Source organism: Pseudomonas sp. No.117 (assembly GCF_054558395.1).
Map to the genome: position 1 here is coordinate 242,486 of NZ_BAAJNP010000007.1, position 23,354 is coordinate 265,839.

Sequence of the window (23,354 nt, forward strand, 5' to 3'; positions counted from 1 at the left end):
ATGCCCAACCTGGATCCGCTCCGGCTGCCGCCGGAGGCGCCTTTCTGGCCGCCAGCCCCGGGCTGGTGGCTGCTGGTGCTGGTCGTGGTGGCGCTGGCCTTCTTCCTGCGTCATCGCCACGGCCGGCGCCCGCTGCTGAGCGCGACCGTCGCCGAGCAGAGCCCGGAAGAGGACCTGCGCACCACCGCGCTGGCCGAACTGGAGCGCCTGCCCCGCCCCTATGGCGCCCCGGCCGGTCCCTGGCTGCAGGCCCTGAATGCCCTGCTCAAGCGCCTCTGCCGCGCCAGCTATCCGGACCAGATCAGCCAGACCCTCAGCGGCCGCGACTGGCTGGCCTTTCTCGATTCGCGCTGCCCGGCGGCCGGGCTGACGCGCTACATGATCCTGGTGGACGGCGGCTATCGCCCGGATCTCCGGCTCGAAGACCGGATCATCGACGGCCTGCAGGACGCCGTCGCCACCTGGATCCGCAAGCATGTTTGAATTCGCCTGGCCCTGGCTCTGGCTGCTGGCGCCGCTGCCCTGGCTGCTGCGCGCCCTGCTGCCGGCAGCGGACAGCGGCCAGGCGGCCCTGCGCGTCGACTTCCTCGGCGAACTCGAACACCTGGGCGGCCGCGTCAGCCGCACCGGGGGGCTCGCTGGCGCGCGTCGGCTGCTGCCCTATCTGCTGGGCTGGCTGCTGATCCTGGCGGCGGCGGCCCGTCCCCAGTGGGTGGGGCCACCCCAGCCGCTGGACGTCAGCGGACGCGACCTGCTGTTGGCGGTGGATATCTCCGGCTCGATGGATACCCCGGACATGCAGCTGGGCGACGAGAACGTCAGCCGTCTGACCCTGGTCAAGCAGTTGCTCGGTCGCTTCATCGACAGCCGCCGGGGTGACCGCGTCGGGCTGATCCTGTTCGGCTCCCAGGCCTATCTCCAGGCGCCGCTGACCGCCGACCGGCGTACAGTCCAGGCGCTGCTGGAGGAAGCCCAGATCGGCCTGGCCGGGCGCAACACCGCGGTGGGCGACGCCGTGGGCCTGGCGGTCAAGCACCTGCGCAAGCGCCCGGACAACAGCCGGACGCTGATCCTGGTCACCGACGGCGCCAGCAACGGTGGCGTGGTGACACCCGCGGTGGCGGCGACGCTGGCGGCCAGCGAGCGGGTCCGCGTCTATACCCTGGGTATCGGCGCCGAACCGGACGCCCTGGGCGCCGGCGCGACACTCAGCGACCTCGACGAACCCATGCTGCGCCACCTCGCCGAAGTCACCAACGGCGCCTACTTCCGGGTGAGATCCAGTTCCGAGCTGACGGCGGTGTCCCGCCAGCTGGACCGCCTCGAACCCATCCGCCAGCAGCCCGACCAGGCGCGCCCCACCCGGGAGCTCTATGCCTGGCCGCTGGCCCTGGCGCTGCTGCTCGGCCTGGCGCTGGCGCTCGGTCGCCTGCCCTGGCCGGGGCACTGGCGGCGTGGAGGCAAGGCGCCATGAGCGACTGGCTGCCGCTGTTCCTGCGCCCGGCCTGGCTGCTGGCGATCCTGCCGGTCGGCCTGGTGCTCTGGTCCTTGCGCCAACGCCGGCATCGCCATGGTCGCTGGCAGGCGCTCCTGCCCCCGGCCCTGCACGCCTGGTTGCTCAGCGACAGCGAACGCCAGCGCTCGCCACTCGGGCTGGTGCTGCTGGGCAGCGCCGGGCTGCTGGCCTGCCTGGCCCTGGCCGGCCCCAGCTGGCAGCAGGGCGAACAGCAGAACTTCCGCCGCAACGATCCGCTGGTGGTGCTGCTGGCCCTGACCCCGGAATTGCTCGCCACCGACGTCACCCCCAACCGGCTGCTGGCCGTGCAGCGCAAGCTGCAGGACCTGCTCAGGGCGCGCCAGGACGGGGAGACCGCCATCGTCGTCTATGCCGGCAGCGCCCATACCCTGGTACCACTGACGGACGACCGGGCGACCATGGACAACCTGCTCGCGGCCCTGCGTCCGTCGATCATGCCGGTGCCCGGCCAGCGCGCCGACCTGGGCATCGCCCAGGCGCTGGAGTTGCTCGGCCCGGCGCCCAGCCCCAGTGCCCGCCTGCTGCTGATCGCCAGCGACCTGGACGACCGGGAGCGCCTGGGTATCGATCAGCAGCTGCAGGGCCGCCTGCGCCAGCTGGCGATCCTCGGGCCGGGTACGCCCCAGGGGGCTCCCGTGGCCGCCGAAAGCGGCAACTATCTCAGTGATGCCGCAGGCGGCATCCGCATCGCACGCCTGAACGAGGGCCGCCTGCGAGACTTCGCCCGGGCCCTGGGCGGTCGCTACGAGCGCCTGCAGCGCGACGATGGCGACCTACGCCAGCTCGGCCTGCTGCAGCGGCCCGACGACGTCCGCGCTAGCGATGGCCAGGGCCCCTCCGGCTGGCGCGACCAGGGCTACCTGCTGCTCTTGCCCCTGCTGGTGCTGGTGGCCTGCGGTGCCCGCCGCGGCTGGCTGCTGTGCCTGCCCTTCTGCCTGCTGCTGACACCGCCGCCAGCCCAGGCCGGCAGCTGGGACGATCTCTGGCTGCGGCGCGACCAGCAGGGTATGCAGCTGCTCGCCGACGAACAGCCCGCCGCGGCCGCCGACCTCTTCAGCGACGAGCGCTGGCGCGGCGTCGCGCTCTACCGCGCCGGCGACTACGGCGGCGCGGCCGCCGCCTTCGCCCGGGATCCTTCCGCGGATGGCCACTACAACCGCGGCAACGCCCTGGCCCTGGCCGGCCGTCTCGAAGAGGCCCTGACGGCCTATCGGGCCGCCCTGGTCTTGCGTCCGGACCTCGCCGCCGCCCTGCGCAATCGCAACCGCCTCGAGCGCCTGCTCGCCCAGCGCGCCGCGGCCCAGGCCGAAGCCGCTGCTCGCCAGCGCAAGGCCCAGGCCGCCAGCCAGGCCAGCGCCCAGGCGGACGAACCGGCCAGCACCAGCACCGCCACCCCGGAGACGACCGCCACGGCCAGCCCGCAGCGGCAGGCCCAGGCCGGCGCGGACTGGCTCGTCAGCCCCTCGTTCGCCGACGACCCGCTGGCCGAGGAACAACGCCAGGCCGCCGAACAGTGGCTGCGGGAGATCCCGGACAATCCGGCGGAGCTGCTGCGCCGCAAATTCTGGTACCAGCAGCAACAACGCGAGGAGAACGCGCTGCAATGAAGTCCTATCCGTTGCTCCTGCCCCTCGCGCTGCTGGCGCCGCTTGCCCAGGCGGCCGATCTCAGTGCCCGGGTGGAGCGTAGCCAGGTCAGCGAGAACGAGACCCTCGAACTCATTCTCGAGACCACCGACCCCGCCCAGTTCGGCAAGCCCGACCTGGATCCGCTGACGCAGGACTTCAAGGTGCTCGGGGTGCGGCAGAACAGCCTGCCGCCCGGCGAACGGGTGACCACCCGCTGGAACGTCACCCTGCAACCCAAGGCCAGCGGCGCCCTGACCATTCCCGCCCTGACCCTCGACGGCGCGCGCAGTGAACCCTTGACCGTCACCGTGGCGGCGACCGCCGCCAAGCGCCAGACCCGTGAGCCGGTCTATCTGGAAGCTTCGGTGGATCGCCCCCGGCTCTATGTGCAGGCGGAAACCATCCTCACCATCCGCCTCTACCATGCCGTGGCGCTCTACGACGATCACGTGCTCACCCCGCCCGCCCCCAAGGAGGCGCGCGTGGACCTGCTGGGTACGCCCCAGGTGTATGAGCGCGACGTCGAAGGCGTGCGTCACGGGGTGATCGAATGGCGCTACGCCATTCATCCGCTGCAAAGCGGCACCCTGGTACTGCCGCCCCAGACCTTCAGCGCCACCCTCGCGGGCGGCATCGAGGATAGCTCGCGCGCCGGCCAGCCGATCCAGCTGCATACGCCGGCCCTGACCCTGGAGGTGCAGCCGCAGCCTGCCAGCTATCCGCCACAGACGCCCTGGCTACCAGCACGCAGCCTGAGCCTGACGCAACAGTGGAATCCCGCCCCGGAAGACGCCCGCGAAGGCAGCGCCCTGACCCGGACCCTGCAGGTGCGGGCCGAAGGCCTGGCGCCTGGCCAGCTGCCGCCGCTGGTACTGCCCGACGTCGAGGGCGTGAAGCGCTACGCCGAGCAGCCCCGACTATCGATGCAGACCCAGGCGCGGGGGCTGGTGGGGCAACGCGAAGAACGCATCGCCCTGATTCCCGCCACCACCGGCGACAAGCAGCTGCCACCGGTTGAAGTGGTCTGGTGGAACACCGAGACCGATACCCTGGAACGGGCGACCCTCCCCGCCCAGACCCTGGTGGTCGCCGAGGATCCGACGCTGCAGCCCCTCGTGACGCCGGCCACGAAGAGGGCCGGCAGTGACCGAGGTCTGTGGCGCTGGCAACTGGCGACCGCGATCCTGGCGCTGACCACCCTGCTCGGCTTCGGCCTCTGGTGGCGGGCCCGACGCCAGCCGGCGGTGCTGCCGAGCGTGCCCGACATCGACAGCCGCCTGCAGCGCGAAGAGTTGCGCCGCGCCTGCCAGAGCAACGATCCCCATGTCACCCGCCACGCCCTGGATGCCTGGGCCCGCCAGCAACCGGAGACCCTGGCGGCCATGGGCGCCCGCTTCGAACCGCTGGCCGCCGCCCTCGACGATCTCAACGGCGCGCTGTACAGCGAGGCGGGTCAGCGCTGGCAGGGCGAGACCCTGTGGCAGGCGATCAATGCTCTGCCGCCGCTGACGCCAGCGGCGGTGCACGACACCCTGCCGCCGCTCTATCCGCGCTGAGCGGCCTCTTCCAGGCGCGCCAGGCGCTCTTCGAGCGCCACGATCCGGGCCTCCAGCGCTTCCAGGCGGCCTTCGCGACCGCTGACGGATCCGCCGCCGTCCGCCGTGCTGCCCAGCTGGGCGACCTGGGCCTCTCGCTCGGCGGCGCTGCCGAACAGATGCAGATAGCGCTCCTCGCGCTGGCCAGGCTGCCGACCGAGGCCGATGGCCAGGCCGCGCGCGATCAACCGCTCCAGGTGATGGCGAACCTGCTCGGTGTCGTCGAAGGCGTGCAGGCGACTGCTGCGGCTGAGCAGTTCGCCCAGGGTCTGGGGACCGCGCAGAAACAGCAGCGCGCAGAGCACCCACTGCGGTGGCGGCAACTCCAGCGCCTTGTCCAGGCGCTGTTCCCAGCGATCCGCCCGGCTGCCCATGACCAGGCGGGCCAGGCCGCGCTCCTCCAGCCGCCGCAGCCCCTGCCCCACCTCGCCCGGGGTGAGATTCAGCACCGGTTCGCGACTGGTTTTCTGGTTGCAGGCCAGCACCAGGGCATTGAGGGTCAGCGGATAGGTTTCCGGGGTAGTCAGCTGCTTTTCGATCAGGCTGCCGAGGACGCGAAGCTCGGCGGCCTCCAGTGGCGCTTCGGCGAAGGCGGGGGTGGCTTCTGGACTCATGGCGGACTCCGCAAGGATGACGCGCCAGCCTAGCCTGACCTCAGGGCCGGTTCAACGTCTCGCGAGCGAGCGCCAGACAGGGCCTAGGCGGCCCCGCGAGAATAGCTGAGGAAGCGGATCGGACTCGGGCACGACCGGGCTCGCGTACGGTTTTACGAGTGGTAACTGAGCTTGCCGACGGGGCCGCCCCAGGTGGGGCTGGCCGTTCAGGCCCTTTCCAGCGCGGTTCGCGCCGACGCGCAGCAGACGTTGACTAGGCGCTCAACGCCGTCGCCACTGCGGCAGCCCGATCAGCACCACGGCACCGACGATGACCAGCATCGCCAGCATTTCCGCCGGGCCGATGCGCTCGCCGACGAACAGGGTGCCGAGCAGCACCGCCACCACCGGATTGACGTAGGCGTAGCTGGTGGCCGCGGCCGGCCGTACCCGCCCCAGCAGATAGAGATAGGCGCTGAAGGCGATCAGGGAACCGAATACCACCAGGTAGCCCAGCGCCAGCCAGCCGCCCAGGCCGGGCCAGTGTTGCAACCGTTCGCCACTCCAATAGCTGGCGCCGAGCAGGACCGCGCCGGCCACCAGCATCTCGACCGCACTGGCCATGGCGCCTTGCGGCAGTGGCAGGTAGCGACTCCAGATCGAGCCGAAAGCCCAGGCCGCGGCGGCCAGCAGGATCACTGCCGCGCCCAGCGGCGTCGCGCTCAGGGTGCTGCCCAGGTTGAGCAAGGCGATCCCGACCAGTCCCATGGCGATACCCGCCCACTCCAGGAGGGAATTGCGCTGCCCCCAGAGAAGGCCGAACAGGAGCGTGAACAGCGGTACCGTGGCGATCGACAGGGCGGCGATTCCCGAGGTCACGCCCCAGTGCTCGGCCAGGGTCACTCCGCCATTGCCGACGCCCAGCAGCAGGATGCCGATCACCCCGGCGGCCAGGGTCTGGCGCAGCGTCGGCCCGGGCACGCCGCGCCAGCGCAGCCAGCCCAGCAGCAGGGTTCCGGCGATGAGGAATCTCAAACCCGCCATCAGCAGCGGCGGCCAATGGCCCACCCCGAGGCGGATCACCAGGTAGGTGGAGCCCCAGACCACATAGAGGGCGAAGAAGGCGGCTACCAGGGGCAGCCAATTGGGCAGGCGCGGCGCGGTGCAGGGCGAAACGGAGGTATCCATGCGCGAGAGGGCTTCCAAGGGTGTCAGGCTGACATTGTAGAAGCGGACAGGCGGCCGACTAAGATAGAGTCGCGGCAGAACGAGGCCGACCAACCGTGGATTCGGCGGTATTTCAGGCTATTTGCCTTCGATTCGAAGGCGCGAGGAGCAGCTCTTGGATCACCTGGATCGACGCCTTATCGACCTGCTGCTGGTAGAGGGCCGGGCCAGCTACGCCGAATTGGGGCGGCGCCTGGGCCTGTCCGCGCCGGCCATCGCCGAGCGCATCGCCAAACTCGAGGACGCCGGGATCATCACTGGCTATGGGGCCCGCATCGACCGCCGCGCTCTGGGCTATGGCACCGAATGCCTGATCTCCCTGCGCCTGCACAGTACCGCCCAGGGCCCGCTGCTGAAGAAGCTGGAAGCCCTGCCCCAGTTGCTCGCCTGCCACCGGGTGACCGGTGAAGACTGCCTCATGCTGCGCGCGGCGGTGCGTGACATGACCGAACTGGAAACCCTCATCGATACCCTGACCACCTTCGGCATGAGCCGTACCGTAGTCGTGCTCTCGACTCCCTTCGAGCGCCCCCTGCCGCTCCTGCCCGGCTGACGGCGTGCACAAAAAAGCCCCGGCGCCTCGCGGCACCAGGGCTGACGGAGCGCGATGTTCTGTCAGATGAAGGAGTCGTCGTCGCCACTGTCGTCGAAGAAGCCGCCACCGCCGCCGGTATCGCCATAGTCGGCGGCGTCCTGGAAGCCGCCGTTATCCTGATAGCCACCGGCATCCTGGAATCCGCCGCCATTGTCGTAGCTGGCGTTATCGGTCCAGCCGTCCTGGTTGCCGCTATCGGCCAACCCCTGGTCGGCCGCCGGGGTTTCGTTGATGACGTTGACGATCTCTTCGGGTTGCGAGTGATGGAACAACCCCGAAATCGCCTGGGCGGCCAGCACGCCACCGGCGACCCCGGCCGCGGTCTGCAAGGCCCCTCCCATGAAGCCGCCCATGCGCGAGGGCGCAGCGGCCTGGGGCGCGCCATAACCCGGTGCGGGTTGCCCATAGCCCGGCGCCGGCTGGCCGTAGTTGGGACGCGCGGCCGCCGGACCGGGCTCGTTCCAGCCACGCGCCGGCGCAGCGCTGCCCGGGGCCTGCCCGGCGGACGGCTGACCCGCGGAAGACTGACCGCCACCGAACAGGCTGGACAGGAAGCCACCACTGCTTGGGCGGTTCTGCTGCAGCTGGGCCATCTGGCTTTCCAGCTCCTTGACGCGCTGGTCCAGCCGCTTGATGGCAGCCTCCTGGATCAACATCGCCTGGGCCATGTAATAGGGCGCCGCGGGCTGCTCGCGCAGGCGCTGCTGGATCAATGCCTCGGCTTCCCGGTCACGGGGCGCGGTCTGCGACTCCGTGGTCTTGAGACGGTCGAACAGACCCTCGATCAGCTGGCTTTCTTCGCGTTGCATGATGACCCTCCCGCAGACGGTCTACTGACGGCGTTCCCCTGGGAACGGCCTGGATGTCGAAAGGCGCAAGATTGCGCGCTGCTAAGCCAGATAATGGCGAAACCTCGGCTTTTCAAGACGGACGAGCGCTACGTTCAGCCTGGATTCAGCCAGCCGCGCTGCCGCGGCGAAAGACCCTGTCCATCTGAAGGGACGCTATAGCGGGGAGTTCCGGGCGGGCCGCCGCGACTGGACAACCGGCCGGCGCTGCGGGAATCTGACTTCCCCCCTCCTCCGAGGCCCACCCATGGCGCCAGCGCTCATCCTCATCGACCAGCAACAGGGCATCCGGGCGCCGCACCTGGGTCCCCGCAACCATCCCGACGCCGAGTTGCGCATCGCCGAATTGCTCTCCGCCTGGCGCCAGGCCCGGGCACCGCTGGTGCACGTCCGCCATCTCTCGCGCGATCCGCACTCGGTGTTCTGGCCGGGCCAGCCCGGGGTGCACTTCCAGCCAGACCTCGCCCCGCTGCCCGGCGAGGCGGTGTTCGACAAGCAGGTACCGGATGCCTTCACCCACAGCGGTCTGGAGCGCTGGCTGCTGCAGCGCGGCATCGAGGAAGTGCTGATCTGCGGCGTGGCCAGCGAGAATTCCGTGGAAGCCACGGCGCGCAGCGCCGGCAACCTCGGCTTTCGCACCTGGGTGGCCGAGGACGCCTGCTATACCTTCGCCAAGACTGACTTCGCCGGGCGCCCGCGCAGTGCCGAGGAGGTCCATGCGATGGCCATGGCCAACCTGCAGGGTGAATACGCGACCGTCAGCTCCAGCGCGGCCTTGCGCGAACGCCTGCGAGCGGGCGGGTCGGCCTGCTAGACTGGCCGCTTGCCCGTCTGGAATAGCTGCATGACCCCCGTCGATATCCTGCGCGACTCGCTCTCGTTCTTCGTCCGCAACCTGCGTCCCCTGGCCGTCCTCACCCTGCCCTGGCTGCTGCTCGAAGCCCTGCTGCGCTATCAGGTGCTGGAACGCTTCGGTGTGAACGGCGGACTCTGGGACATGCTGGTCAGCCTGCTCTGCTATCCGCTCTACACCGCCGGGCTGCTGATCTTCCTCGAGGCGCGCACCCAGGGCACCACCCCGCGACTGAGCGGAGCCTGGGGCGCCGCGCTGCTGCTCTGGCCACGCTTCGCCCTGCTCGCGGCGATCACCTCGGGGCTGGTGATGCTGGGCTTCTCGCTGCTGATCGTCCCGGGTTTTCTGATCATGGCCAAGCTGGCCTTCGCCGAGAACCTGCTGGTCCTGGAAGGCCGGGCGCCACTGGATGCCCTGCGCGGCAGCCTGCGCCTGACCCGCGGGCATTTCTTCACCCTGCTGGCCTGCATCCTGGCCACGGTCCTGCCGGCCTGGCTGCTGGATGGCTGGATCACCCGGCAATTCGCCGATGCCGCGGCCCTGGAGATCGCCCTGCAGACCCTCTCGGGCTTCCTGCAGCTGATCCCCAGCATCGCCGTCTATCGCATCTACATGCTGGTCAGGCAGAACGCCTGACCAGGCGGCTCACCACATCAGGTCGTCCGGCACCTGGTAGGCCGCGTAGGGATCGTCCGGATCCGGCTCCCCGCTCTGCACGTTGAGCAGCACCACCCGCTTCGGGTCGCGCTCCTGGATGCGTTCGGCGGTGGCCCGCGGCACCACCTCGTAGCGGCCTTCGTAGCGCACGATGGCCAGGCTGCCCTTGCTGAGCTTGTCTCTCATCATGACGTTGACGGAGAGACGCTTGACCTTCTTGTCGTCGACGAAGTTGTAGTAATCCTCGGTGCTCAGCTTGGGCAGGCGGCTGGTCTCGATCAGCTGCTTGATCTGCGCCTGCTCGGCCTTGCGCTTCTTCTTCTCTTCCTGGGCCCGATTGAGTTCCTGGTCCTTGGCCAGTTTGTCCGCCTGGGCCTGCTGGACGGCCAGCTCCTGGGAGCGATCCTTTTCCGCCTGCCCGCGATGCTCCATGCGGTTCTGCTTCTGCTTCTGCTTGACGGCCTGCTTGGCCTGCTTTTCGTTGACCAATCCGGCTTTCAGCAGCTGGTCGCGTAGGGACATGCTCATCGATACGACTCGTCTAGATCATCCAAGAGGGCGCAGCTCGGGAGCGGCCGCGCGCCAGGGTGTCCATCCTGCGCAGCCGACGAACCGAGTGCAAGCCTTTCGCGGGGGTGAAATAATGCGACCATTACCTATCCCGCCCCTGGTTAGGGCGCTGCCGATCAAAATTCGCCCATGATTACTCTCGCGATCGTCCTGCTCTTCGTCGCCAGCGTGCTCTTCGTCCACCTTCGCGGACAAGCGCGCCTGCCCTTCCTGCGCCAGTTGGTCAACCACTCGGCGGTCTTCGCCCCCTACAACGCCCTGATGTACCTGTTCTCCAGCGTACCGTCCAAGCCCTACCTGGATCGCAGCCGCTTTCCGGAGCTGGACGTGCTCAAGGACAACTGGCAGGAGATTCGCGTCGAGGCCCTGCGGCTGTTCGACGAGGGCTATATCCGCGCCGCGGAGAAGGACAACGACGCCGGCTTCGGCTCCTTCTTCAAGAAGGGCTGGAAGCGCTTCTACCTGACCTGGTACGGCGAGCCGCTGCCCTCCGCCCAGACCCTCTGCCCGCGTACGGTGGAACTGGTGCGGCAGATCCCCAACGTCAAGGGCGCCATGTTCGCCCTGCTGCCCGGCGGCAGCCACCTGAATCCGCACCGCGACCCCTTCGGCGGTTCGCTGCGCTATCACCTGGGCCTGGCCACGCCGAACTCGGATGCCTGCCGCATCTACGTCGACGGCCAGCCCTACGCCTGGCGCGATGGCGAAGACGTGATGTTCGACGAAACCTATGTGCACTGGGTGAAGAACGAGACCGACCAGACCCGCGTGATCCTGTTCTGCGATGTCGAGCGGCCGCTGCGCAATCGCCTGCTGACCCGCCTCAACCAGGCGGTCAGCCGCTTCCTCGGCAGCGCCACGGCGCCGCAGAACGTCGAAGGCGAACGCGTGGGCGGGATCAACCAGGCCTATGCCTTCAGCAAGAGATTCGGCGACCGCATCGGTGGCGGTGTGAAGAAATTCAAGCGGCGTCACCCCAAGGCCTATCGCATCGCCAAGCCAGTGCTCGCCGTGCTGGTGGTGATCGCGTTGTACCACTGGATCGTCAGCTAGGGCGGCGATCCTGCGCAGGCAGCGGCGAAGGCGCCTAGCCGGAGCGCTGCTGGCGCTGTCGATGCAGCCGGGCCACCAGCTCCGCTTCGGCCTGGGACAGCCCGCAGGCCTGGGTGAGATCGTCGGCGCTGGCGCCAAGGCCCACCAGACGCGCGGCCTGGGAGAACGACAGACTGGTGGGGTCGCTCTGCTCGATCTGGGTCAGGCGATCGGGCAAGGGCGCTACCACCTGGGCCAGGCCCTGCACCTGCTCACCCATGCGCACCTGGCCGGCCTGGTAGGTTTCCAGGCGCTTGAGCAGGATCTGCATGCGCTTGTCGACGAGGGCCTCCCGCTCGGCCAGCTTGGCCGCCTGCTGGCGCTGGCGTTGCCAGAGCAGCCAGCAGCAACCGCCGAGGCCGGCGCACGCCAGCCCCAGCGCCACGCTGAGCAGGATCAGCCCGACGAGCATCAGATGCTTTCCAGCTCCGACCACTCTTCTTCGGTCATCAGCTTGTCCAGCTCGACCAGGATGAGCAGCTCGCCATTCTTGTTGCACACGCCCTGGATGAACTTGGCCGATTCGTCGTTGCCGACGTTCGGTGCGGTCTCGATCTCGGATTGGCGCAGATAGACCACCTCGGCGACACTGTCCACCAGGATGCCGACGACCTGCTTGTCGGCCTCGATGATGACGATACGGGTGTTGTCGGTGACCTCGGTGGGCAGCAGGCCGAAGCGCTGGCGAGTGTCGATCACCGTGACCACGTTGCCGCGCAGGTTGATGATGCCCAGCACGTAGCTCGGCGCACCCGGGACCGGAGCGATTTCGGTGTAGCGCAGGACTTCCTGGACCTGCATCACGTTGATGCCGTAGGTCTCGTTATCCAGGCGGAAGGTGACCCATTGCAGGACCGGATCTTCGGAACCCTGTGCGGACGTTTTTTTCATGTTCCCTAGCCTCGTCAAATACCGCACGTGCGGCGAAGCGGGCGAACCCGCTGGTTAGTTGCGGCGGGCGGCCCTAGCGACGGCCACCCACCACCTGTTCAGCGAGCGCCGCCACATCCAGCAGCGCACACATCTGATCGATCACCGTCCCGGCCAGCCATGGACGGGTAGTCCGCTGGTTCCGCCATTTGACCTCGGCGGGATCCAGACGTACCGAGTGGCTGACCCCATGCACTGCCAGGCCCCAATCCAGGCCCTGCAGCGAAATCACGAATTTCAGCCCTTCCCGATAGTCGTCACGGTAACGTTCGGGCATCACCCAGCGCGCCGCGTCGAGTACCCGCAGATTGCCCGCCTGGCAGGGTAGCAGGCCCAGGAACCAGTCTGGCTGACCGAACAGCGGCGTCAACTCTTCGTCGGCGAGCGGATAGATGGAGCCCAGGCACACCAGGGGCGCGGCCAGGGTGAGGCCCGCCACGTCGAACAGCAGGCACTCGAAAGGCTCCTCGCCCCATTCGGGCCGGCCTTCGAGGCGTACCGCACCGGGTGGCAGGCCACCGGCGAGCGAAGGCTGCGGCGCCTCGCTGCCAAGGGCGATACCGGCCACCGCCGGACGGGCCGGCTCGGCGACGGGCGCCAGCTCGGGGACGCGCCAATCCAGCTCGATGTCGCTTTCCGGCAGGACCAGGGGCTGGGGCGCAGGGGCCAGTACCTCGGGCAGGGTGCGCTCGGCCAGGGCCACTCCGGCCCGGCGGGCGGCCAACGGCACCACGCGGGGCGGGCGCGCGGCATCCCGCTCCAGCTCCTCGCGCACGGCCGCGGCGAATTCGTCTTCGCTCACGCTGGCGATCGGCTCGGGCGCAGCGACCACCGGCGCCACGACAGGGGCGACGTCGGCGGTCGGCAGCTCTAGGAACGCGTCCAGCAACAGGGCATCGAGATAGCCTTGCAGGACCCGCTGAGGGCGATTGTCGAGGGTCGTCGGTTGGCTCATGGCGATCTACGTGAGTGAGTTGTCCAGCCTATCGGCCGGCGGGGTGGAAAACTTGAATCAGGCGACCTGGCTACTGGGTGCACCCTCGAGCAGGTGCCGCAGCAGCGCCCGGTAGGCGATCACCCCCCGGCTGTTGGCCTCGTAGCGCGACGGGACCTGGCCGGAGCGGCTGGCATCGCGCAGCCGGGTATCGATGGGAATGAACGCCTGCCAGAGTTGCGCCGGATAGGTGTGGCGCAGCACCTTGAGCGTGCCGATGGAGGCCTGGGTGCGGCGGTCGAACAGGGTCGGCACTATGGTGTAGGGCAGCGCCTGCTTGCGCGAGCGGTTGATCATGGTCAGGGTGTTGACCATGCGTTCCAGGCCCTTGAGCGCGAGGAATTCGGTCTGGGTCGGAATCACCAGGTGCTGGCTGGCCGCCAGGGCATTGACCATCAGTACCCCGAGCAGCGGCGGGCTGTCGATCAGCACGTGGTCGAAATCGTTCCACAGCTGCGCCAGGCTCTTGGAAATGACCAGTCCGAGGCCGCTCTGCCCGGGCGATTGGCGCTCCAGGGTGGCCAGGGCGGTGCTGGAGGGCAGCATGGACAGTTGCGGGTGACTGGTGGGCAGCAGCAAGCGCTTCGGCAGCCCGTCCGGAACCTGGCCGCCATGCTGGAACAGGTCGAACACGCTGTGCTCGAGGCTGTCCGGGTCCTGACCGAAATAGCTGGTCAGAGAGCCATGGGGATCGAGGTCCACCAGCAAGACGCGCTTGCCCTCATCGCCGAGCAGACCGGCGAGGGCAACGGTGGTGGTGGTCTTGCCCACCCCACCCTTCTGATTGGCGACAGCCCAGACTCTCATGTGCAGACTTCCTCCCGACGACACGACCGGCCGGGTCAAGGGGCCGGCGTGGCAGCCGGCGACGAAGATTTGACGGGCGCCGCCTTGGGCGCCGGTTCTCCAGGGGATGCTGCAGATTGTGTGCCAGTCGACGAATTTTGCAAGCTGCTCTGCGGCCGGAACAGGTTGAGATTACGCGAGATCAGCAGTACCACCCGCCGGTTGCGCGCCCGGCCGGCCTCGCTGGTGTTGTCGGTGACCGGCTGATAGGCCCCGTAGCCCACTACCGCCAGGCGTTGCGGCGCGATGCCATTGCCGACCAGCAGCCGCACGATACTGGCGGCGCGCGCCGCCGACAGCTCCCAGTTGGTGGGATAGAGCGCCGTACTGATGGGACGGTCATCGGTATAGCCCTGCACCTGGACCGGATTACCGAAGGGCGCCAGGATCTTGGCCACCTTTTCCAGCAGGCCGAAGGCCGGATTGCTCGGCAGGGCATCGCCGCTGGCGAACAGCAGATTGGAGCTGAGCTCGATTTCCAGCCACATCTCGCTGGCACGGATGTTCAGCTGGTCGCCCGCGATGAGATCGCCGAAGGTGGCCCGCACGCTGTCGGCGATCTGCTGCAGCGGATCGGCGGCGGCGCTCTTCGCTGGCTGGCCGGCGTTGGCTTCCATCACCGCCGGCGTCACACCCGTCGGCCGCTGATCGCCGATGGGAATCGGCTTGAGCGAGCGATCCGGCTGGCTGAAGATGCCCGAGAGGCTGTCCGAGAGCACCCGATACTTGCTCTCGTTCAGCGAGGAGATGGAATACATGACCACGAAGAAGGCGAACAGCAAAGTGATGAAGTCCGCGTAGGAGACCAGCCACCGTTCGTGGTTCTCATGCTCTTCGGGACGGCGGCGACGACGAGGCATGCGGGGCTCTCCTAGTCCAGGAAACCTTGCAGCTTCATTTCGATCGAGCGGGGATTCTCGCCCTCGCCGATGGACATCAACCCTTCCAGCAGCATTTCCCGGTAGCGGGACTGCTGCTGGGTCAGTGCCTTGAGCTTGTTGCCGACCGGCAGCAGCAAGAGGTTGGCGAAGCCGACGCCGTAGATGGTGGCGACGAAGGCCACGGCGATGCCGCTGCCCAGTTGCGAAGGATCAGCGAGATTCTGCATGACGTGGATCAGCCCCATCACGGCGCCGATGATGCCGACCGTGGGCGCATAGCCGCCCATGGCCTCGTAGACCTTGGCGGCGGCGAGGTCACGGTCTTCCTGGCCATAGAGATCCACTTCCAAGATGCTGCGCAGGGCCTCGGGCTCGGTGCCGTCCACCAGCAGCTGCAAGCCCTTGGCGGCATAGGGATCGGCCTCCCGAGCGACCAGCGGCTCGAGGCCGAGCAGGCCTTCCTTGCGCGCCACGTTGCTCCAGTTGACCACCTTGCGGATGCCGCCGGTAAGGTCCAGGCGCGGCGGCACGAACACCCAGGCCAGCATGGTCAGGGCGCGCCGCAGCACCGGCAAGCGGGTCTGCAGCAGGACGGCGCCCAGGGTGCCGCCAATCACGATCAGCGCCGCCGGGGCGTTGGCCAGGGCGGCGAAGGAGCCGCCCTCGAGCAGATTGCCCCCCATGATGGCGGTGAAGGCCAGCAGGATGCCGATGAGACTGAGGACGTCCACGCTCAACCACCTGCTCGCGGGGATACGCCTGCCGTCACGAACAGGCCTCGGTAAGGTGCCGGCCGATATCGTCCAGGCCATAGATGGCATCGGCCAGATTGGCCTTGGCGATGGCCATGGGCATGCCGTAGATGACGCAGCTGGCCTCATCCTGGGCCCAGACCTGGCTGCCCACCTGTTTGAGCATCCGTGCGCCTTCGCGGCCGTCGGCGCCCATGCCGGTGAGGACCACCGCCAGGACCTTGTCGGCATAGGCCTTGGCCGCGGAGCCGAAGGTCACGTCGACGCAGGGCTTGTAGTTGAGGCGCTCGTCACCGGGCAGGATCTTCACCGTGCCACGACCGTCCACCATCATCTGCTTGCCGCCGGGTGCCAGCAGGGCCAGTCCCGGGCGCAGCTGGTCGCCGTCCTCGGCTTCCTTGACGCTGATGCGGCAGAGCTTGTCGAGGCGCTCGGCGAAGGCCTTGGTGAAGGCGGCGGGCATGTGCTGGATCAGTACCAGCGGCGCCGGGAAATTGGCCGGCAGCTGGGTCAGGACCCGCTGCAGGGCCACCGGCCCACCGGTGGAGGTGCCGATGGCCACCAGGCGGTAGTGCTTGCGCTTGGGCGGCGGCGAGGTGGGCGCGGCAGGGGCGTGCGACGCCTGGGCATGGGCACTCGCGCTCGGCGCCGGACGCGCGGCCGGGCGGGCACTGGCCGACGCGGCGGGCGCCCCGGCGGGCGGCGCAGCGGTGACGCTGGGCGCCACGGCGAAACGCCGGTTGGAACGGGCGATGTGATGGATCTTCTCGCACAGCAGCTTCTGCACGCTGGCCGGATTGCGCGAGATGTCCTCGAAATTCTTCGGCAGGTAGTCGACCGCGCCGGCATCCAGGGCATCCAGGGTGACCCGGGCGCCTTCATGGGTGAGCGAGGAGAACATCAGCACCGGGGTCGGACACTGCTGCATGATGTGGCGAACGGCGGTGATGCCGTCCATCATCGGCATCTCGTAGTCCATGGTGATGACATCGGGCCGCAGCGCCAGGGCCTGGTCGACCCCTTCGCGCCCGTTGCTGGCCGTGCCCACCACCGAGATGTTGGGATCGGCCGCCAGGATTTCCTTGAGCCGACGCCGGAAGAAGCCGGAATCGTCCACCACCAGTACTTTTACCGGCATACGTTGAAACTCCTAACCTGGGGCGGCGCAGGCCACCCGATGGCGCCGGGCACGGGCCCGACGCCGCTCGTACTCGGCCGGCTCAGAGCCCGCGACGGGCGTAGCGCTTGAGCATGCTGGGCACATCGAGGATGAGCGCGATGCGGCCATCGCCGGTGATGGTGGCGCCGGACATGCCGGGGGTGCCCTGCAGCATCTTGCCGAGCGGCTTGATGACCACCTCTTCCTGGCCCACCAGTTGATCGACCACGAAGCCGATGCGCTGGGTGCCCACCGAGAGAATCACCACGTGGCCCTCGCCCTGCTCGACGTGTGCCGCATTGGGCACCAGCCAGCGCTTGAGGTAGAACAGCGGCAGCGCCTTGTCGCGCACCACCACCACTTCCTGGCCGTCCACCACGTTGGTGCGGGACAGGTCGAGGTGGAAGATCTCGTTGACGTTGACCAGCGGGAAGGCGAAGGCCTGGTTGCCCAGCATCACCATCAGCGTCGGCATGATCGCCAGGGTCAGGGGTACCTTGATGACGATCTTGGAGCCCTGGCCCTTGGTCGAGAAGACGTTCAGGGTACCATTGAGCTGGCTGATCTTGGTCTTGACCACATCCATGCCCACGCCACGACCGGAGATGTCGGAGATCTCGGACTTGGTGGAGAAACCCGGGGCGAAGATCAGGTTGAAGCACTCGGTCTCGGTCAGGCGCTCGGCCGCATCGCGGTCCAGCAGGCCCTTCTCCACCGCCTTGTTGCGCAGCAGATCGGCGTCCATGCCCTTGCCGTCGTCGGAGATCGACAGCAGGATGTGGTCGCCTTCCTGTTCGGCGGAGAGCACCACGCGCCCGGCGCGGGACTTGCCGTTGCCTTCGCGTTCGGCCGGACCCTCGATACCGTGGTCGACCGCGTTGCGCACCAGGTGCACCAGCGGATCGGCCAGGGCCTCGACCAGGTTCTTGTCCAGGTCGGTTTCTTCCCCGACCAGTTCCAGGTTGATCTCTTTCTTCAGGCTGCGTGCCAGGTCGCGGACCAGGCGCGGGAAGCGCCCGAAGACCTTCTTGATCGGCTGCATCCGCGTCTTCATGACCGAGGTCTGCAGATCGGCGGTGACCACGTCGAGGTTGGACACGGCCTTGGCCATGGCCTCGTCGCCGCTGTTCAGGCCGAGGCGCACCAGGCGGTTACGCACCAGCACCAGCTCGCCGACCATGTTCATGATCTCGTCCAGCCGCGCGGTATCGACCCGGACGGTGGTCTCCGCTTCGCTGGTGGGACGCTCGGCAGGAGGTGCCGCCGCCGGCTTGGGCGCGGCGGTCTCGGCCACCGGAGCCGCTTTCGGCGCGGGTGCCGGTGCCGGCTGCGCGGCAGCTACCGGTGCCGAAGCGACAGGTGCAGCGACCGCTTCGGAAGAGGTGGCGGGACCACTGAACTTGCCCTTGCCATGCAATTCGTCGAGCAGGGATTCGAATTCGTCGTCGGTGATCTCGTCACCACCGGCGGCTGGCGGCGCTGCGGCAGCTGGCGCGGCTGCCACAGGTGCCGCGGTCTCGCTGGCCGCGAACTTGCCCTTGCCGTGCAGCTCATCGAGCAGGGCTTCGAATTCGTCGTCGGTGATGTCATCGCCGCTCGCCGCGCCGGCTGCCGGAGCAGCCGCTACCGCGGGGGCGCTCGGCGTGGCAGCCGGAGCGTCGTTGAACTTGCCCTTGCCGTGCAACTGATCGAGCAGGGCTTCGAACTCGTCATCGGTGATGTCGTCACCACCGGCGCTGGCGGCGGTTTCAGCTGCGGCGCTCGGCTCGGAGCCCAGGGCATCGAGCAGATTCTGAAAATCGGCGTCGCTCAGCTCCGGGGTGGCCGCTTCGGCGGCGACCGGGGCCGGCGGCGGCGCGGCCACCACCGGCGCAGCAGGCGCGGAGGCGAATGGGGCCGGAGCCGGAGCCGGTTCGCTGCCGGCCGGTTCGGCCAGCCGGGCCAGGGCCGCCAGCAATTCGGGCGTCGCCGGAGTCGGTTCCTGACGCTCCCGCACCTGGCTGAACATTTCGTTGACGGAGTCGAGGGCCTGCAGCACCACGTCCATCAATTCGGCATCCACGCGGCGTTCGCCCTTGCGCAGGATGTCGAACACGTTTTCCGCGATGTGGCAGCACTCGACCAGGGTATGGAGCTGCAGGAACCCGGCACCGCCCTTGACGGTATGGAAGCCCCGGAAAATGGCGTTCAGCAGATCCATGTCATCCGGGCGGCTTTCCAGCTCGACCAATTGTTCCGACAACTGTTCGAGAATCTCGCCGGCCTCTACCAGGAAATCCTGGAGGATTTCTTCATCGGCGTCGAAGCTCATTCCTGCACTCCCCAAAAGGGTCTGGGTCAGAAGCCCAGACTGGATAGAAGATCGTCGACGTCGACCTGAGCAGCCACAACGTCTTCACGCTTATCGGCATGAATCTGCGGACCTTCACCCTTCATCGTCTTTTCTTTTCGATTCTGTTCGATCAGCGCGGTGTGATCGTGACTGAAGCCGGTATAGCGGTCGACCTGGCTGGCCATCATCACCAGCTTGACGAGGTCTTTCTCGATCTGCCCGACGAGGTTGACCACCCGCTTGATGACCTGACCGGTGAGGTCCTGGTAGTCCTGTGCCAACAGGATGTCGTTGAGCTTGGCCGACAGCTGTCCGGCGCTGCTCTCGCTGTGGCTGAGGAAGGCGTCGACGCGCTTGGCCAGCTCACGGAATTCGTCCGCGCCCATTTCCCGGCGCATGAACTTCTTCCAGTCGGCGTGCACGGCGCGGGCCTCGTCGCCGAAGTTGCCCACCAGCGGCGCGCTCTCCTCCACCAGATCCATGGTCCGGTTGGCGGCGTTCTCGGTCATCTTCACCACGTAGGAAAGACGATCGGTGGCATCGCTGATCTGGGAGACCTCTTCGCCGGCCATGCCGCGCGGATCGATCTCGAAGTTGACGATGGCGTTGTGCAACTCGCGGGTCAGCTTGCCGACTTCCTGGTAGAGACCCCGGTCGCGAAGCTGGTTGAGTTCATTGATGACCTGCACGGCCTGGGCGAAGTCGCCGCTCTCCAGGCATTTCACCAGCTCTTGGGCGTGCTGTTTTAAATTCGACTCGAAGTCGCTGAAGCTGTTGGTGCCAAGCTGATCCATAACGTCCCCGCGGCTTTCTTCAGCCGTTCACCCGCTCGAAGATCTTGTCGATCTTTTCTTTCAGCACCTGGGCGGTGAAAGGCTTGACCACGTAGCCATTCACGCCGGCCTGAGCGGCTTCGATGATCTGCTCGCGCTTGGCTTCGGCGGTCACCATCAGCACCGGCAGGGTCTTCAGCCGCGCGTCGGCACGGACCTGGCGCAGCAGGTCGATACCGGTCATGCCCGGCATGTTCCAGTCGGTGACGAGAAAGTCGAAGTTGCCGCTCTGCAGCATCGGCAGCGCGGTGTTGCCGTCGTCCGCCTCGGCGGTATTGGTGAAGCCCAGATCGCGCAGCAAATTCTTGATGATGCGTCTCATCGTGGAAAAATCGTCCACGATGAGGATTTTCATGTTCTTGTCCAAGTCGACCTCCGTCCTAATCCGCACACACGCCGTGAGGCGCGCCTAAGCAATCGTAGTAGCCTGAGTACCAGCCGGTTAACGCGAACGCCATTCCGCCAGCCGCGCCCGCAGGCGTGCCGCGCATTGACTGTGGAGCTGGCAGACGCGTGATTCGCTCACTCCCAGTACCTCGCCGATTTCCTTGAGGTTGAGTTCCTCGTCGTAATACAGCGAGAGCACCAGGCGTTCACGCTCCGGGAGATTGGCGATGGCGTCGGCCAGGGCCTTGCGGAAGCGCTCGTCTTCCAGACCGCGACCGGGTTCGAGTTCATGCGAACCGCTCTCCTCGAGCCCATGCTCACCACCCTCCATGAGGTCGTCGAAACTGAACAGGCGACTCCCCATGGTGTCGCCAAGGATGCCGTAGTACTCATCCAGACTCAATTTAAGTTCGGCCGCGACCTCGGAATCTTTAGCGTCGCGACCGGTGCGCGCTTCCACTGCCCGAATGGCGTCGGTGACCATGCGCGTGTTGCGGTGCACCGAGCGCGGTGCCCAATCGCCCTTGCGGACCTCGTCGAGCATGGCGCCGCGGATGCGGATGCCGGCGTAGGTCTCGAAGCTGGCGCCCTTGCCCGCGTCGTATTTGCGCGAGGCCTCCAGCAGGCCGATCATGCCGGCCTGCATCAGGTCTTCGACCTGCACGCTGGCTGGCAGCCGCGCCAGGAGGTGGTAGGCGATGCGTTTCACCAACGGCGCATAGCGGTTGATGAGCTGCTCCTGCTGGGTACGTTCCGAGGTTTTGCTGTACATGCGAAGCCCGCTGGATGCTGTCATGCGTGGGTACCGATGGCTGGTTGCACAAGGCGCTCGACGAAAAACTCGAGATGGCCGCGCGGATTGGCCGGCAGTGGCCAGCCATCGACTTTCTGAGCCACCGCACGGAAGGCCAGCGAGGCCTTGGCACGCGGAAAGGCTTCGAACACGGGGCGCTGTTTCTGCACGGCTTTGCGCACCGCTTCATCGAACGGAATGGCACCCACGTACTGCAGGGCGACATCCAGGAATCTGTCGGTCACCTTGGTCAGCTTAGCAAAGAGATTGCGGCCTTCCTGGGGGGTCAGCGCCATGTTCGCCAGGACCCGGAAACGGGTGACGCCATGGTCGCGGTTGAGCAGCTTGATCAGGGCGTAGGCGTCGGTGATGGAGGTGGGTTCGTCGCAGACCACCACCAGGACTTCCTGGGCGGCGCGAACGAAGCTGACCACCTGATCGCCGATACCGGCCGCGGTGTCGACGATGAGCACGTCGAGGTTCTCGCTGATGTCGCTGAAGGCCTGGATCAGGCCGGCGTGCTGGGCCGGCGTCAGATTGACCATCGCCTGGGTCCCCGAGGCCGCCGGGACGATGCGGATGCCGCCCGGCCCCTGCAGCAGCACGTCGCGCAGATCGCATTCGCCGGAGATGACGTCGGCCAGGGTGCGCTTGGGCGACAGGCCGAGGAGAACGTCGATGTTGGCCAGGCCCAGGTCGGCGTCGAGCAGCATGACGCGCCGCCCGATATCGGCCAGGGCCAAGGCCAGGTTGACCGACACGTTGGTCTTCCCGACACCGCCTTTACCGCCCGTGACCGCTATGACTTGGACGGGATGCATGCTACCCATTGCCTGATACCTTTGATTGAAATCCGTCACACTTTAGACCAAGTGCATTTGGCGTGCCCAGGCATGCAATGCACCACTACCGTTCGTCTGCGCTAACCGGCGCGGCGGGCATTGCTTTGGTACAGGCCGGCGAACATCCCGGCCATGGTTTCTTCGCTCGGCTCTTCCGGCGCCTGCAGGCTCACCGCGCGGCTCACCAGCTGGTGGCTACGGGCCGGATGCAGGTCGTCCGGGATGCGCGGGCCGTCGGCGATGTAGGCCACCGGCAGGCGCTGGCTGATGGCCAGGCCGAGGGCTTCGCCGAGGCTGGCGGCCTCGTCCAGCTTGGTCAGCACGCAGCCGCTCAGGCCGCAGCGACGATAGCTGTGGTAGGCCGCCTTGAGCACCTGGCTCTGGCTGGTGACACCTAGTACCAGGTAGTTGCGAATCTTCAGCTGGCGGTTGGCCAGGGCTTCGAGCTGGGCCTTGAGCGCCGGATCGTTGGCGGGCATGCCGGCGGTATCGATCAGCACCAGGCGCTTGCGTGCCAGGGGCGCCAGGGCCTGGGCCAGGGATTGGCCCGGGTCGACCAGGGTCACCGGCACGTCGAGGATGCGACCGAGGGTCTTGATCTGCTCCTGGGCACCGATGCGGAAACTGTCCATGCTGACCAGCGCCAGGCTCTGGGGACCGTACTTCAATACGTAGCTGGCGGCGAGCTTGGCCAGGGTGGTGGTCTTGCCCATGCCGGCGGGACCGACGAAGGCGACGATGCCGCCCTCCTCCAGGATCTTGGCGTCGGTGGTCTTCGCCAGCTGGGCGAAGTTGGCCAGCAGCATACGCCAGGCGTGGCGCGGATCCTGGATCTTGGCGACGCTGTCGAGCAGGTGGCGGGCCAGGTCGGCCGGCAGGCCCATGCGCTGCAGACGACGCCAGAGGCCGGCCTGCTGCGGACGGGTGGACTGCACCTGGGTCCAGGCCATGGAGCCGAGCTGGACTTCCAGCAGTTCGCGCAGGCCACTGAGTTCGCTGCGCATGGCTTCCAGGGCGCGACGGTCTTCCGGCGCGGCGCTGGCGGCCGGAGTGGCGGCGGCCGGCTGGGCGGCGCGGGGGGCGTCGAGCAGCGGCTCGCGACGGCTGTCGGCGGCGCTGATGGCGCCGAGCAGCTGCTTGTCCTTGGGCGCGGCCGAGGGGACACCCGGCGCGCGGATGCTGAGGTCGGCATGGGCCTGGGCGATCTTCGCATGGGTCTTGCGCAACTCCGCCTGCAGCTCCGCGTTGGGCGCGGCCGGTGCCGGAGCCTGGTAGTCCAGCGCCGCGGTCAACTCGACCCCGCCGGCGACCCGGCGGTTGCTGAGGATGGCGGCATCGGGGCCCAGCTCGTCGCGTACCAGCTTCATGGCTTGACGCATATCGGCGGCGAAGAAACGTTTGACTTGCATG

At 67.7% G+C, this 23,354-nt stretch carries 25 protein-coding genes; 8 read left to right on the forward strand and 17 right to left on the reverse strand.

All coding sequences use genetic code 11. From position 1 onward, the window contains the following. Genes ACYJP6_RS18355 through ACYJP6_RS18370 form a run of 4 tightly spaced genes read left to right on the forward strand, consistent with a single transcriptional unit; the run spans position 1 to position 4,721 of the window. A complete protein-coding gene (locus tag ACYJP6_RS18355; protein WP_459476559.1) occupies positions 1–483 on the forward strand; it encodes a DUF4381 domain-containing protein in 483 nt (160 codons plus the stop codon). Beyond that, positions 476–1,474, forward strand: coding sequence for a VWA domain-containing protein (locus ACYJP6_RS18360; protein ID WP_459476561.1), 999 nt, complete (start codon positions 476–478; stop codon positions 1,472–1,474). The genes ACYJP6_RS18355 and ACYJP6_RS18360 overlap by 8 nt, the downstream gene beginning before the upstream one ends. Further along, positions 1,471–3,144, forward strand: a complete 1,674-nt coding sequence (locus ACYJP6_RS18365; protein ID WP_459476563.1) for a tetratricopeptide repeat protein — start codon at positions 1,471–1,473, stop codon at positions 3,142–3,144. The genes ACYJP6_RS18360 and ACYJP6_RS18365 overlap by 4 nt, the downstream gene beginning before the upstream one ends. Then, positions 3,141–4,721 carry a BatD family protein gene (locus ACYJP6_RS18370; protein ID WP_459476565.1) on the forward strand — a complete coding sequence of 527 codons (1,581 nt, stop codon included), beginning with the start codon at positions 3,141–3,143 and terminating at the stop codon, positions 4,719–4,721. The genes ACYJP6_RS18365 and ACYJP6_RS18370 overlap by 4 nt, the downstream gene beginning before the upstream one ends. Here the strand turns inward: ACYJP6_RS18370 and ACYJP6_RS18375 are convergent. Together ACYJP6_RS18375 and yedA are read right to left on the reverse strand one after the other, a co-directional pair. After that, positions 4,709–5,374 (reverse strand): YceH family protein, encoded by a 666-nt coding sequence (locus ACYJP6_RS18375; protein WP_459476567.1) that lies wholly within the window; start codon positions 5,372–5,374, stop codon positions 4,709–4,711. The two genes, ACYJP6_RS18370 and ACYJP6_RS18375, sit on opposite strands and share 13 nt — an antisense overlap. Positions 5,375–5,635: 261 nt before the next feature. Further along, positions 5,636–6,541 carry a drug/metabolite exporter YedA gene (yedA, locus tag ACYJP6_RS18380; protein ID WP_459476569.1) on the reverse strand — a complete coding sequence of 302 codons (906 nt, stop codon included), beginning with the start codon at positions 6,539–6,541 and terminating at the stop codon, positions 5,636–5,638. Positions 6,542–6,695: 154 nt separating this feature from the next. Here yedA and ACYJP6_RS18385 point away from each other — a divergent pair, with 154 nt between their 5' ends. Next, positions 6,696–7,133 carry an Lrp/AsnC family transcriptional regulator gene (locus ACYJP6_RS18385; RefSeq protein ID WP_459476571.1) on the forward strand — a complete coding sequence of 146 codons (438 nt, stop codon included), beginning with the start codon at positions 6,696–6,698 and terminating at the stop codon, positions 7,131–7,133. 62 nt (positions 7,134–7,195) lie between these two features. Here ACYJP6_RS18385 and ACYJP6_RS18390 read toward each other — a convergent pair whose 3' ends face one another. Then, a complete protein-coding gene (locus tag ACYJP6_RS18390) occupies positions 7,196–7,984 on the reverse strand; it encodes a DUF2076 domain-containing protein (protein WP_459476573.1) in 789 nt (262 codons plus the stop codon). A 286-nt stretch (positions 7,985–8,270) separates the two neighbouring features. Between ACYJP6_RS18390 and ACYJP6_RS18395 the strand changes: the two genes are divergently transcribed. Further along, positions 8,271–8,837 (forward strand): cysteine hydrolase family protein, encoded by a 567-nt coding sequence (locus tag ACYJP6_RS18395; protein ID WP_459476575.1) that lies wholly within the window; start codon positions 8,271–8,273, stop codon positions 8,835–8,837. 30 nt (positions 8,838–8,867) lie between these two features. Beyond that, entirely contained in the window at positions 8,868–9,512 is a 645-nt protein-coding gene (locus ACYJP6_RS18400; protein ID WP_459476576.1) for a YciC family protein, read from the forward strand. A 9-nt stretch (positions 9,513–9,521) separates the two neighbouring features. Here the strand turns inward: ACYJP6_RS18400 and ACYJP6_RS18405 are convergent, their stop codons facing one another. Next, positions 9,522–10,061, reverse strand: a complete 540-nt coding sequence (locus tag ACYJP6_RS18405) for a DUF2058 domain-containing protein (protein ID WP_459476578.1) — start codon at positions 10,059–10,061, stop codon at positions 9,522–9,524. Between the two features lie 171 nt (positions 10,062–10,232). Between ACYJP6_RS18405 and ACYJP6_RS18410 the strand changes: the two genes are divergently transcribed. Then, positions 10,233–11,156 carry an aspartyl/asparaginyl beta-hydroxylase domain-containing protein gene (locus ACYJP6_RS18410; RefSeq protein WP_145010087.1) on the forward strand — a complete coding sequence of 308 codons (924 nt, stop codon included), beginning with the start codon at positions 10,233–10,235 and terminating at the stop codon, positions 11,154–11,156. Positions 11,157–11,190: 34 nt separating this feature from the next. On the opposite strand, the gene ACYJP6_RS18415 is transcribed toward ACYJP6_RS18410, so the two are convergent. The 13 genes from ACYJP6_RS18415 to flhF all read right to left on the reverse strand — a co-directional run bounded on the left by ACYJP6_RS18415 (position 11,191) and on the right by flhF (position 23,353). Then, positions 11,191–11,607 (reverse strand): DUF2802 domain-containing protein, encoded by a 417-nt coding sequence (locus ACYJP6_RS18415; RefSeq protein ID WP_459476580.1) that lies wholly within the window; start codon positions 11,605–11,607, stop codon positions 11,191–11,193. After that, the gene (locus ACYJP6_RS18420) at positions 11,607–12,086 is read right to left on the reverse strand and encodes a chemotaxis protein CheW (RefSeq protein ID WP_007160357.1); all 480 of its coding nucleotides are present in this window, start codon (positions 12,084–12,086) and stop codon (positions 11,607–11,609) included. The genes ACYJP6_RS18415 and ACYJP6_RS18420 overlap by 1 nt, the downstream gene beginning before the upstream one ends. Before the next feature lie 73 nt (positions 12,087–12,159). After that, a complete protein-coding gene (locus ACYJP6_RS18425) occupies positions 12,160–13,080 on the reverse strand; it encodes a chemotaxis protein CheW (protein ID WP_459476582.1) in 921 nt (306 codons plus the stop codon). 57 nt (positions 13,081–13,137) lie between these two features. Beyond that, positions 13,138–13,926, reverse strand: coding sequence for a ParA family protein (locus tag ACYJP6_RS18430; RefSeq protein ID WP_459476584.1), 789 nt, complete (start codon positions 13,924–13,926; stop codon positions 13,138–13,140). Positions 13,927–13,961: 35 nt separating this feature from the next. After that, entirely contained in the window at positions 13,962–14,825 is an 864-nt protein-coding gene (gene motD, locus ACYJP6_RS18435; RefSeq protein ID WP_459476586.1) for a flagellar motor protein MotD, read from the reverse strand. A gap of 11 nt (positions 14,826–14,836) precedes the next feature. Further along, positions 14,837–15,577: a flagellar motor protein gene (locus ACYJP6_RS18440; RefSeq protein ID WP_459476588.1), complete on the reverse strand. Its 741-nt coding sequence runs from the start codon at positions 15,575–15,577 to the stop codon at positions 14,837–14,839. A gap of 34 nt (positions 15,578–15,611) precedes the next feature. After that, positions 15,612–16,736: a protein-glutamate methylesterase/protein-glutamine glutaminase gene (locus tag ACYJP6_RS18445; RefSeq protein ID WP_459476590.1), complete on the reverse strand. Its 1,125-nt coding sequence runs from the start codon at positions 16,734–16,736 to the stop codon at positions 15,612–15,614. A gap of 82 nt (positions 16,737–16,818) precedes the next feature. Next, the gene (locus ACYJP6_RS18450) at positions 16,819–19,068 is read right to left on the reverse strand and encodes a chemotaxis protein CheA (RefSeq protein WP_459476592.1); all 2,250 of its coding nucleotides are present in this window, start codon (positions 19,066–19,068) and stop codon (positions 16,819–16,821) included. A 26-nt stretch (positions 19,069–19,094) separates the two neighbouring features. Continuing rightward, positions 19,095–19,883, reverse strand: a complete 789-nt coding sequence (locus tag ACYJP6_RS18455) for a protein phosphatase CheZ (RefSeq protein ID WP_459476595.1) — start codon at positions 19,881–19,883, stop codon at positions 19,095–19,097. A gap of 19 nt (positions 19,884–19,902) precedes the next feature. Further along, positions 19,903–20,277: a chemotaxis response regulator CheY gene (locus ACYJP6_RS18460; protein ID WP_169853335.1), complete on the reverse strand. Its 375-nt coding sequence runs from the start codon at positions 20,275–20,277 to the stop codon at positions 19,903–19,905. 87 nt (positions 20,278–20,364) lie between these two features. Next, entirely contained in the window at positions 20,365–21,105 is a 741-nt protein-coding gene (fliA, locus tag ACYJP6_RS18465) for an RNA polymerase sigma factor FliA (protein ID WP_027597968.1), read from the reverse strand. After that, complete coding sequence (fleN, locus tag ACYJP6_RS18470) at positions 21,102–21,932, reverse strand: flagellar synthesis regulator FleN (protein ID WP_145010115.1); 831 nt, start codon at positions 21,930–21,932, stop codon at positions 21,102–21,104. The genes fliA and fleN overlap by 4 nt, the downstream gene beginning before the upstream one ends. 92 nt (positions 21,933–22,024) lie before the next feature. Then, positions 22,025–23,353 (reverse strand): flagellar biosynthesis protein FlhF, encoded by a 1,329-nt coding sequence (gene flhF / locus ACYJP6_RS18475; protein WP_459476599.1) that lies wholly within the window; start codon positions 23,351–23,353, stop codon positions 22,025–22,027. Position 23,354: the final 1 nt, after the last annotated feature.

Excerpts from the sequence above, each read along its gene's own strand:
- ACYJP6_RS18450 (WP_459476592.1), bottom strand. The coding sequence starts at position 19,068 with ATGAGCTTCGACGCCGATGAAGAAATCCTCCAGGATTTCCTGGTAGAG.
- ACYJP6_RS18430 (WP_459476584.1), bottom strand. The coding sequence starts at position 13,926 with ATGAGAGTCTGGGCTGTCGCCAATCAGAAGGGTGGGGTGGGCAAGACC.
- ACYJP6_RS18420 (WP_007160357.1), bottom strand. The coding sequence starts at position 12,086 with ATGAAAAAAACGTCCGCACAGGGTTCCGAAGATCCGGTCCTGCAATGG.
- yedA (WP_459476569.1), bottom strand. The coding sequence starts at position 6,541 with ATGGATACCTCCGTTTCGCCCTGCACCGCGCCGCGCCTGCCCAATTGG.
- ACYJP6_RS18390 (WP_459476573.1), bottom strand. The coding sequence starts at position 7,984 with ATGCAACGCGAAGAAAGCCAGCTGATCGAGGGTCTGTTCGACCGTCTC.
- ACYJP6_RS18405 (WP_459476578.1), bottom strand. The coding sequence starts at position 10,061 with ATGAGCATGTCCCTACGCGACCAGCTGCTGAAAGCCGGATTGGTCAAC.
- ACYJP6_RS18415 (WP_459476580.1), bottom strand. The coding sequence starts at position 11,607 with ATGCTCGTCGGGCTGATCCTGCTCAGCGTGGCGCTGGGGCTGGCGTGC.
- ACYJP6_RS18445 (WP_459476590.1), bottom strand. The coding sequence starts at position 16,736 with ATGCCGGTAAAAGTACTGGTGGTGGACGATTCCGGCTTCTTCCGGCGT.
- fliA (WP_027597968.1), bottom strand. The coding sequence starts at position 21,105 with ATGACAGCATCCAGCGGGCTTCGCATGTACAGCAAAACCTCGGAACGT.
- ACYJP6_RS18460 (WP_169853335.1), bottom strand. The coding sequence starts at position 20,277 with ATGAAAATCCTCATCGTGGACGATTTTTCCACGATGAGACGCATCATC.
- ACYJP6_RS18400 (WP_459476576.1), top strand. The coding sequence starts at position 8,868 with ATGACCCCCGTCGATATCCTGCGCGACTCGCTCTCGTTCTTCGTCCGC.
- flhF (WP_459476599.1), bottom strand. The coding sequence starts at position 23,353 with ATGCAAGTCAAACGTTTCTTCGCCGCCGATATGCGTCAAGCCATGAAG.
- motD (WP_459476586.1), bottom strand. The coding sequence starts at position 14,825 with ATGCCTCGTCGTCGCCGCCGTCCCGAAGAGCATGAGAACCACGAACGG.
- ACYJP6_RS18395 (WP_459476575.1), top strand. The coding sequence starts at position 8,271 with ATGGCGCCAGCGCTCATCCTCATCGACCAGCAACAGGGCATCCGGGCG.
- ACYJP6_RS18455 (WP_459476595.1), bottom strand. The coding sequence starts at position 19,883 with ATGGATCAGCTTGGCACCAACAGCTTCAGCGACTTCGAGTCGAATTTA.
- ACYJP6_RS18365 (WP_459476563.1), top strand. The coding sequence starts at position 1,471 with ATGAGCGACTGGCTGCCGCTGTTCCTGCGCCCGGCCTGGCTGCTGGCG.
- ACYJP6_RS18425 (WP_459476582.1), bottom strand. The coding sequence starts at position 13,080 with ATGAGCCAACCGACGACCCTCGACAATCGCCCTCAGCGGGTCCTGCAA.
- ACYJP6_RS18360 (WP_459476561.1), top strand. The coding sequence starts at position 476 with ATGTTTGAATTCGCCTGGCCCTGGCTCTGGCTGCTGGCGCCGCTGCCC.
- ACYJP6_RS18410 (WP_145010087.1), top strand. The coding sequence starts at position 10,233 with ATGATTACTCTCGCGATCGTCCTGCTCTTCGTCGCCAGCGTGCTCTTC.
- ACYJP6_RS18370 (WP_459476565.1), top strand. The coding sequence starts at position 3,141 with ATGAAGTCCTATCCGTTGCTCCTGCCCCTCGCGCTGCTGGCGCCGCTT.
- ACYJP6_RS18355 (WP_459476559.1), top strand. The coding sequence starts at position 1 with ATGCCCAACCTGGATCCGCTCCGGCTGCCGCCGGAGGCGCCTTTCTGG.
- ACYJP6_RS18375 (WP_459476567.1), bottom strand. The coding sequence starts at position 5,374 with ATGAGTCCAGAAGCCACCCCCGCCTTCGCCGAAGCGCCACTGGAGGCC.
- fleN (WP_145010115.1), bottom strand. The coding sequence starts at position 21,932 with ATGGGTAGCATGCATCCCGTCCAAGTCATAGCGGTCACGGGCGGTAAA.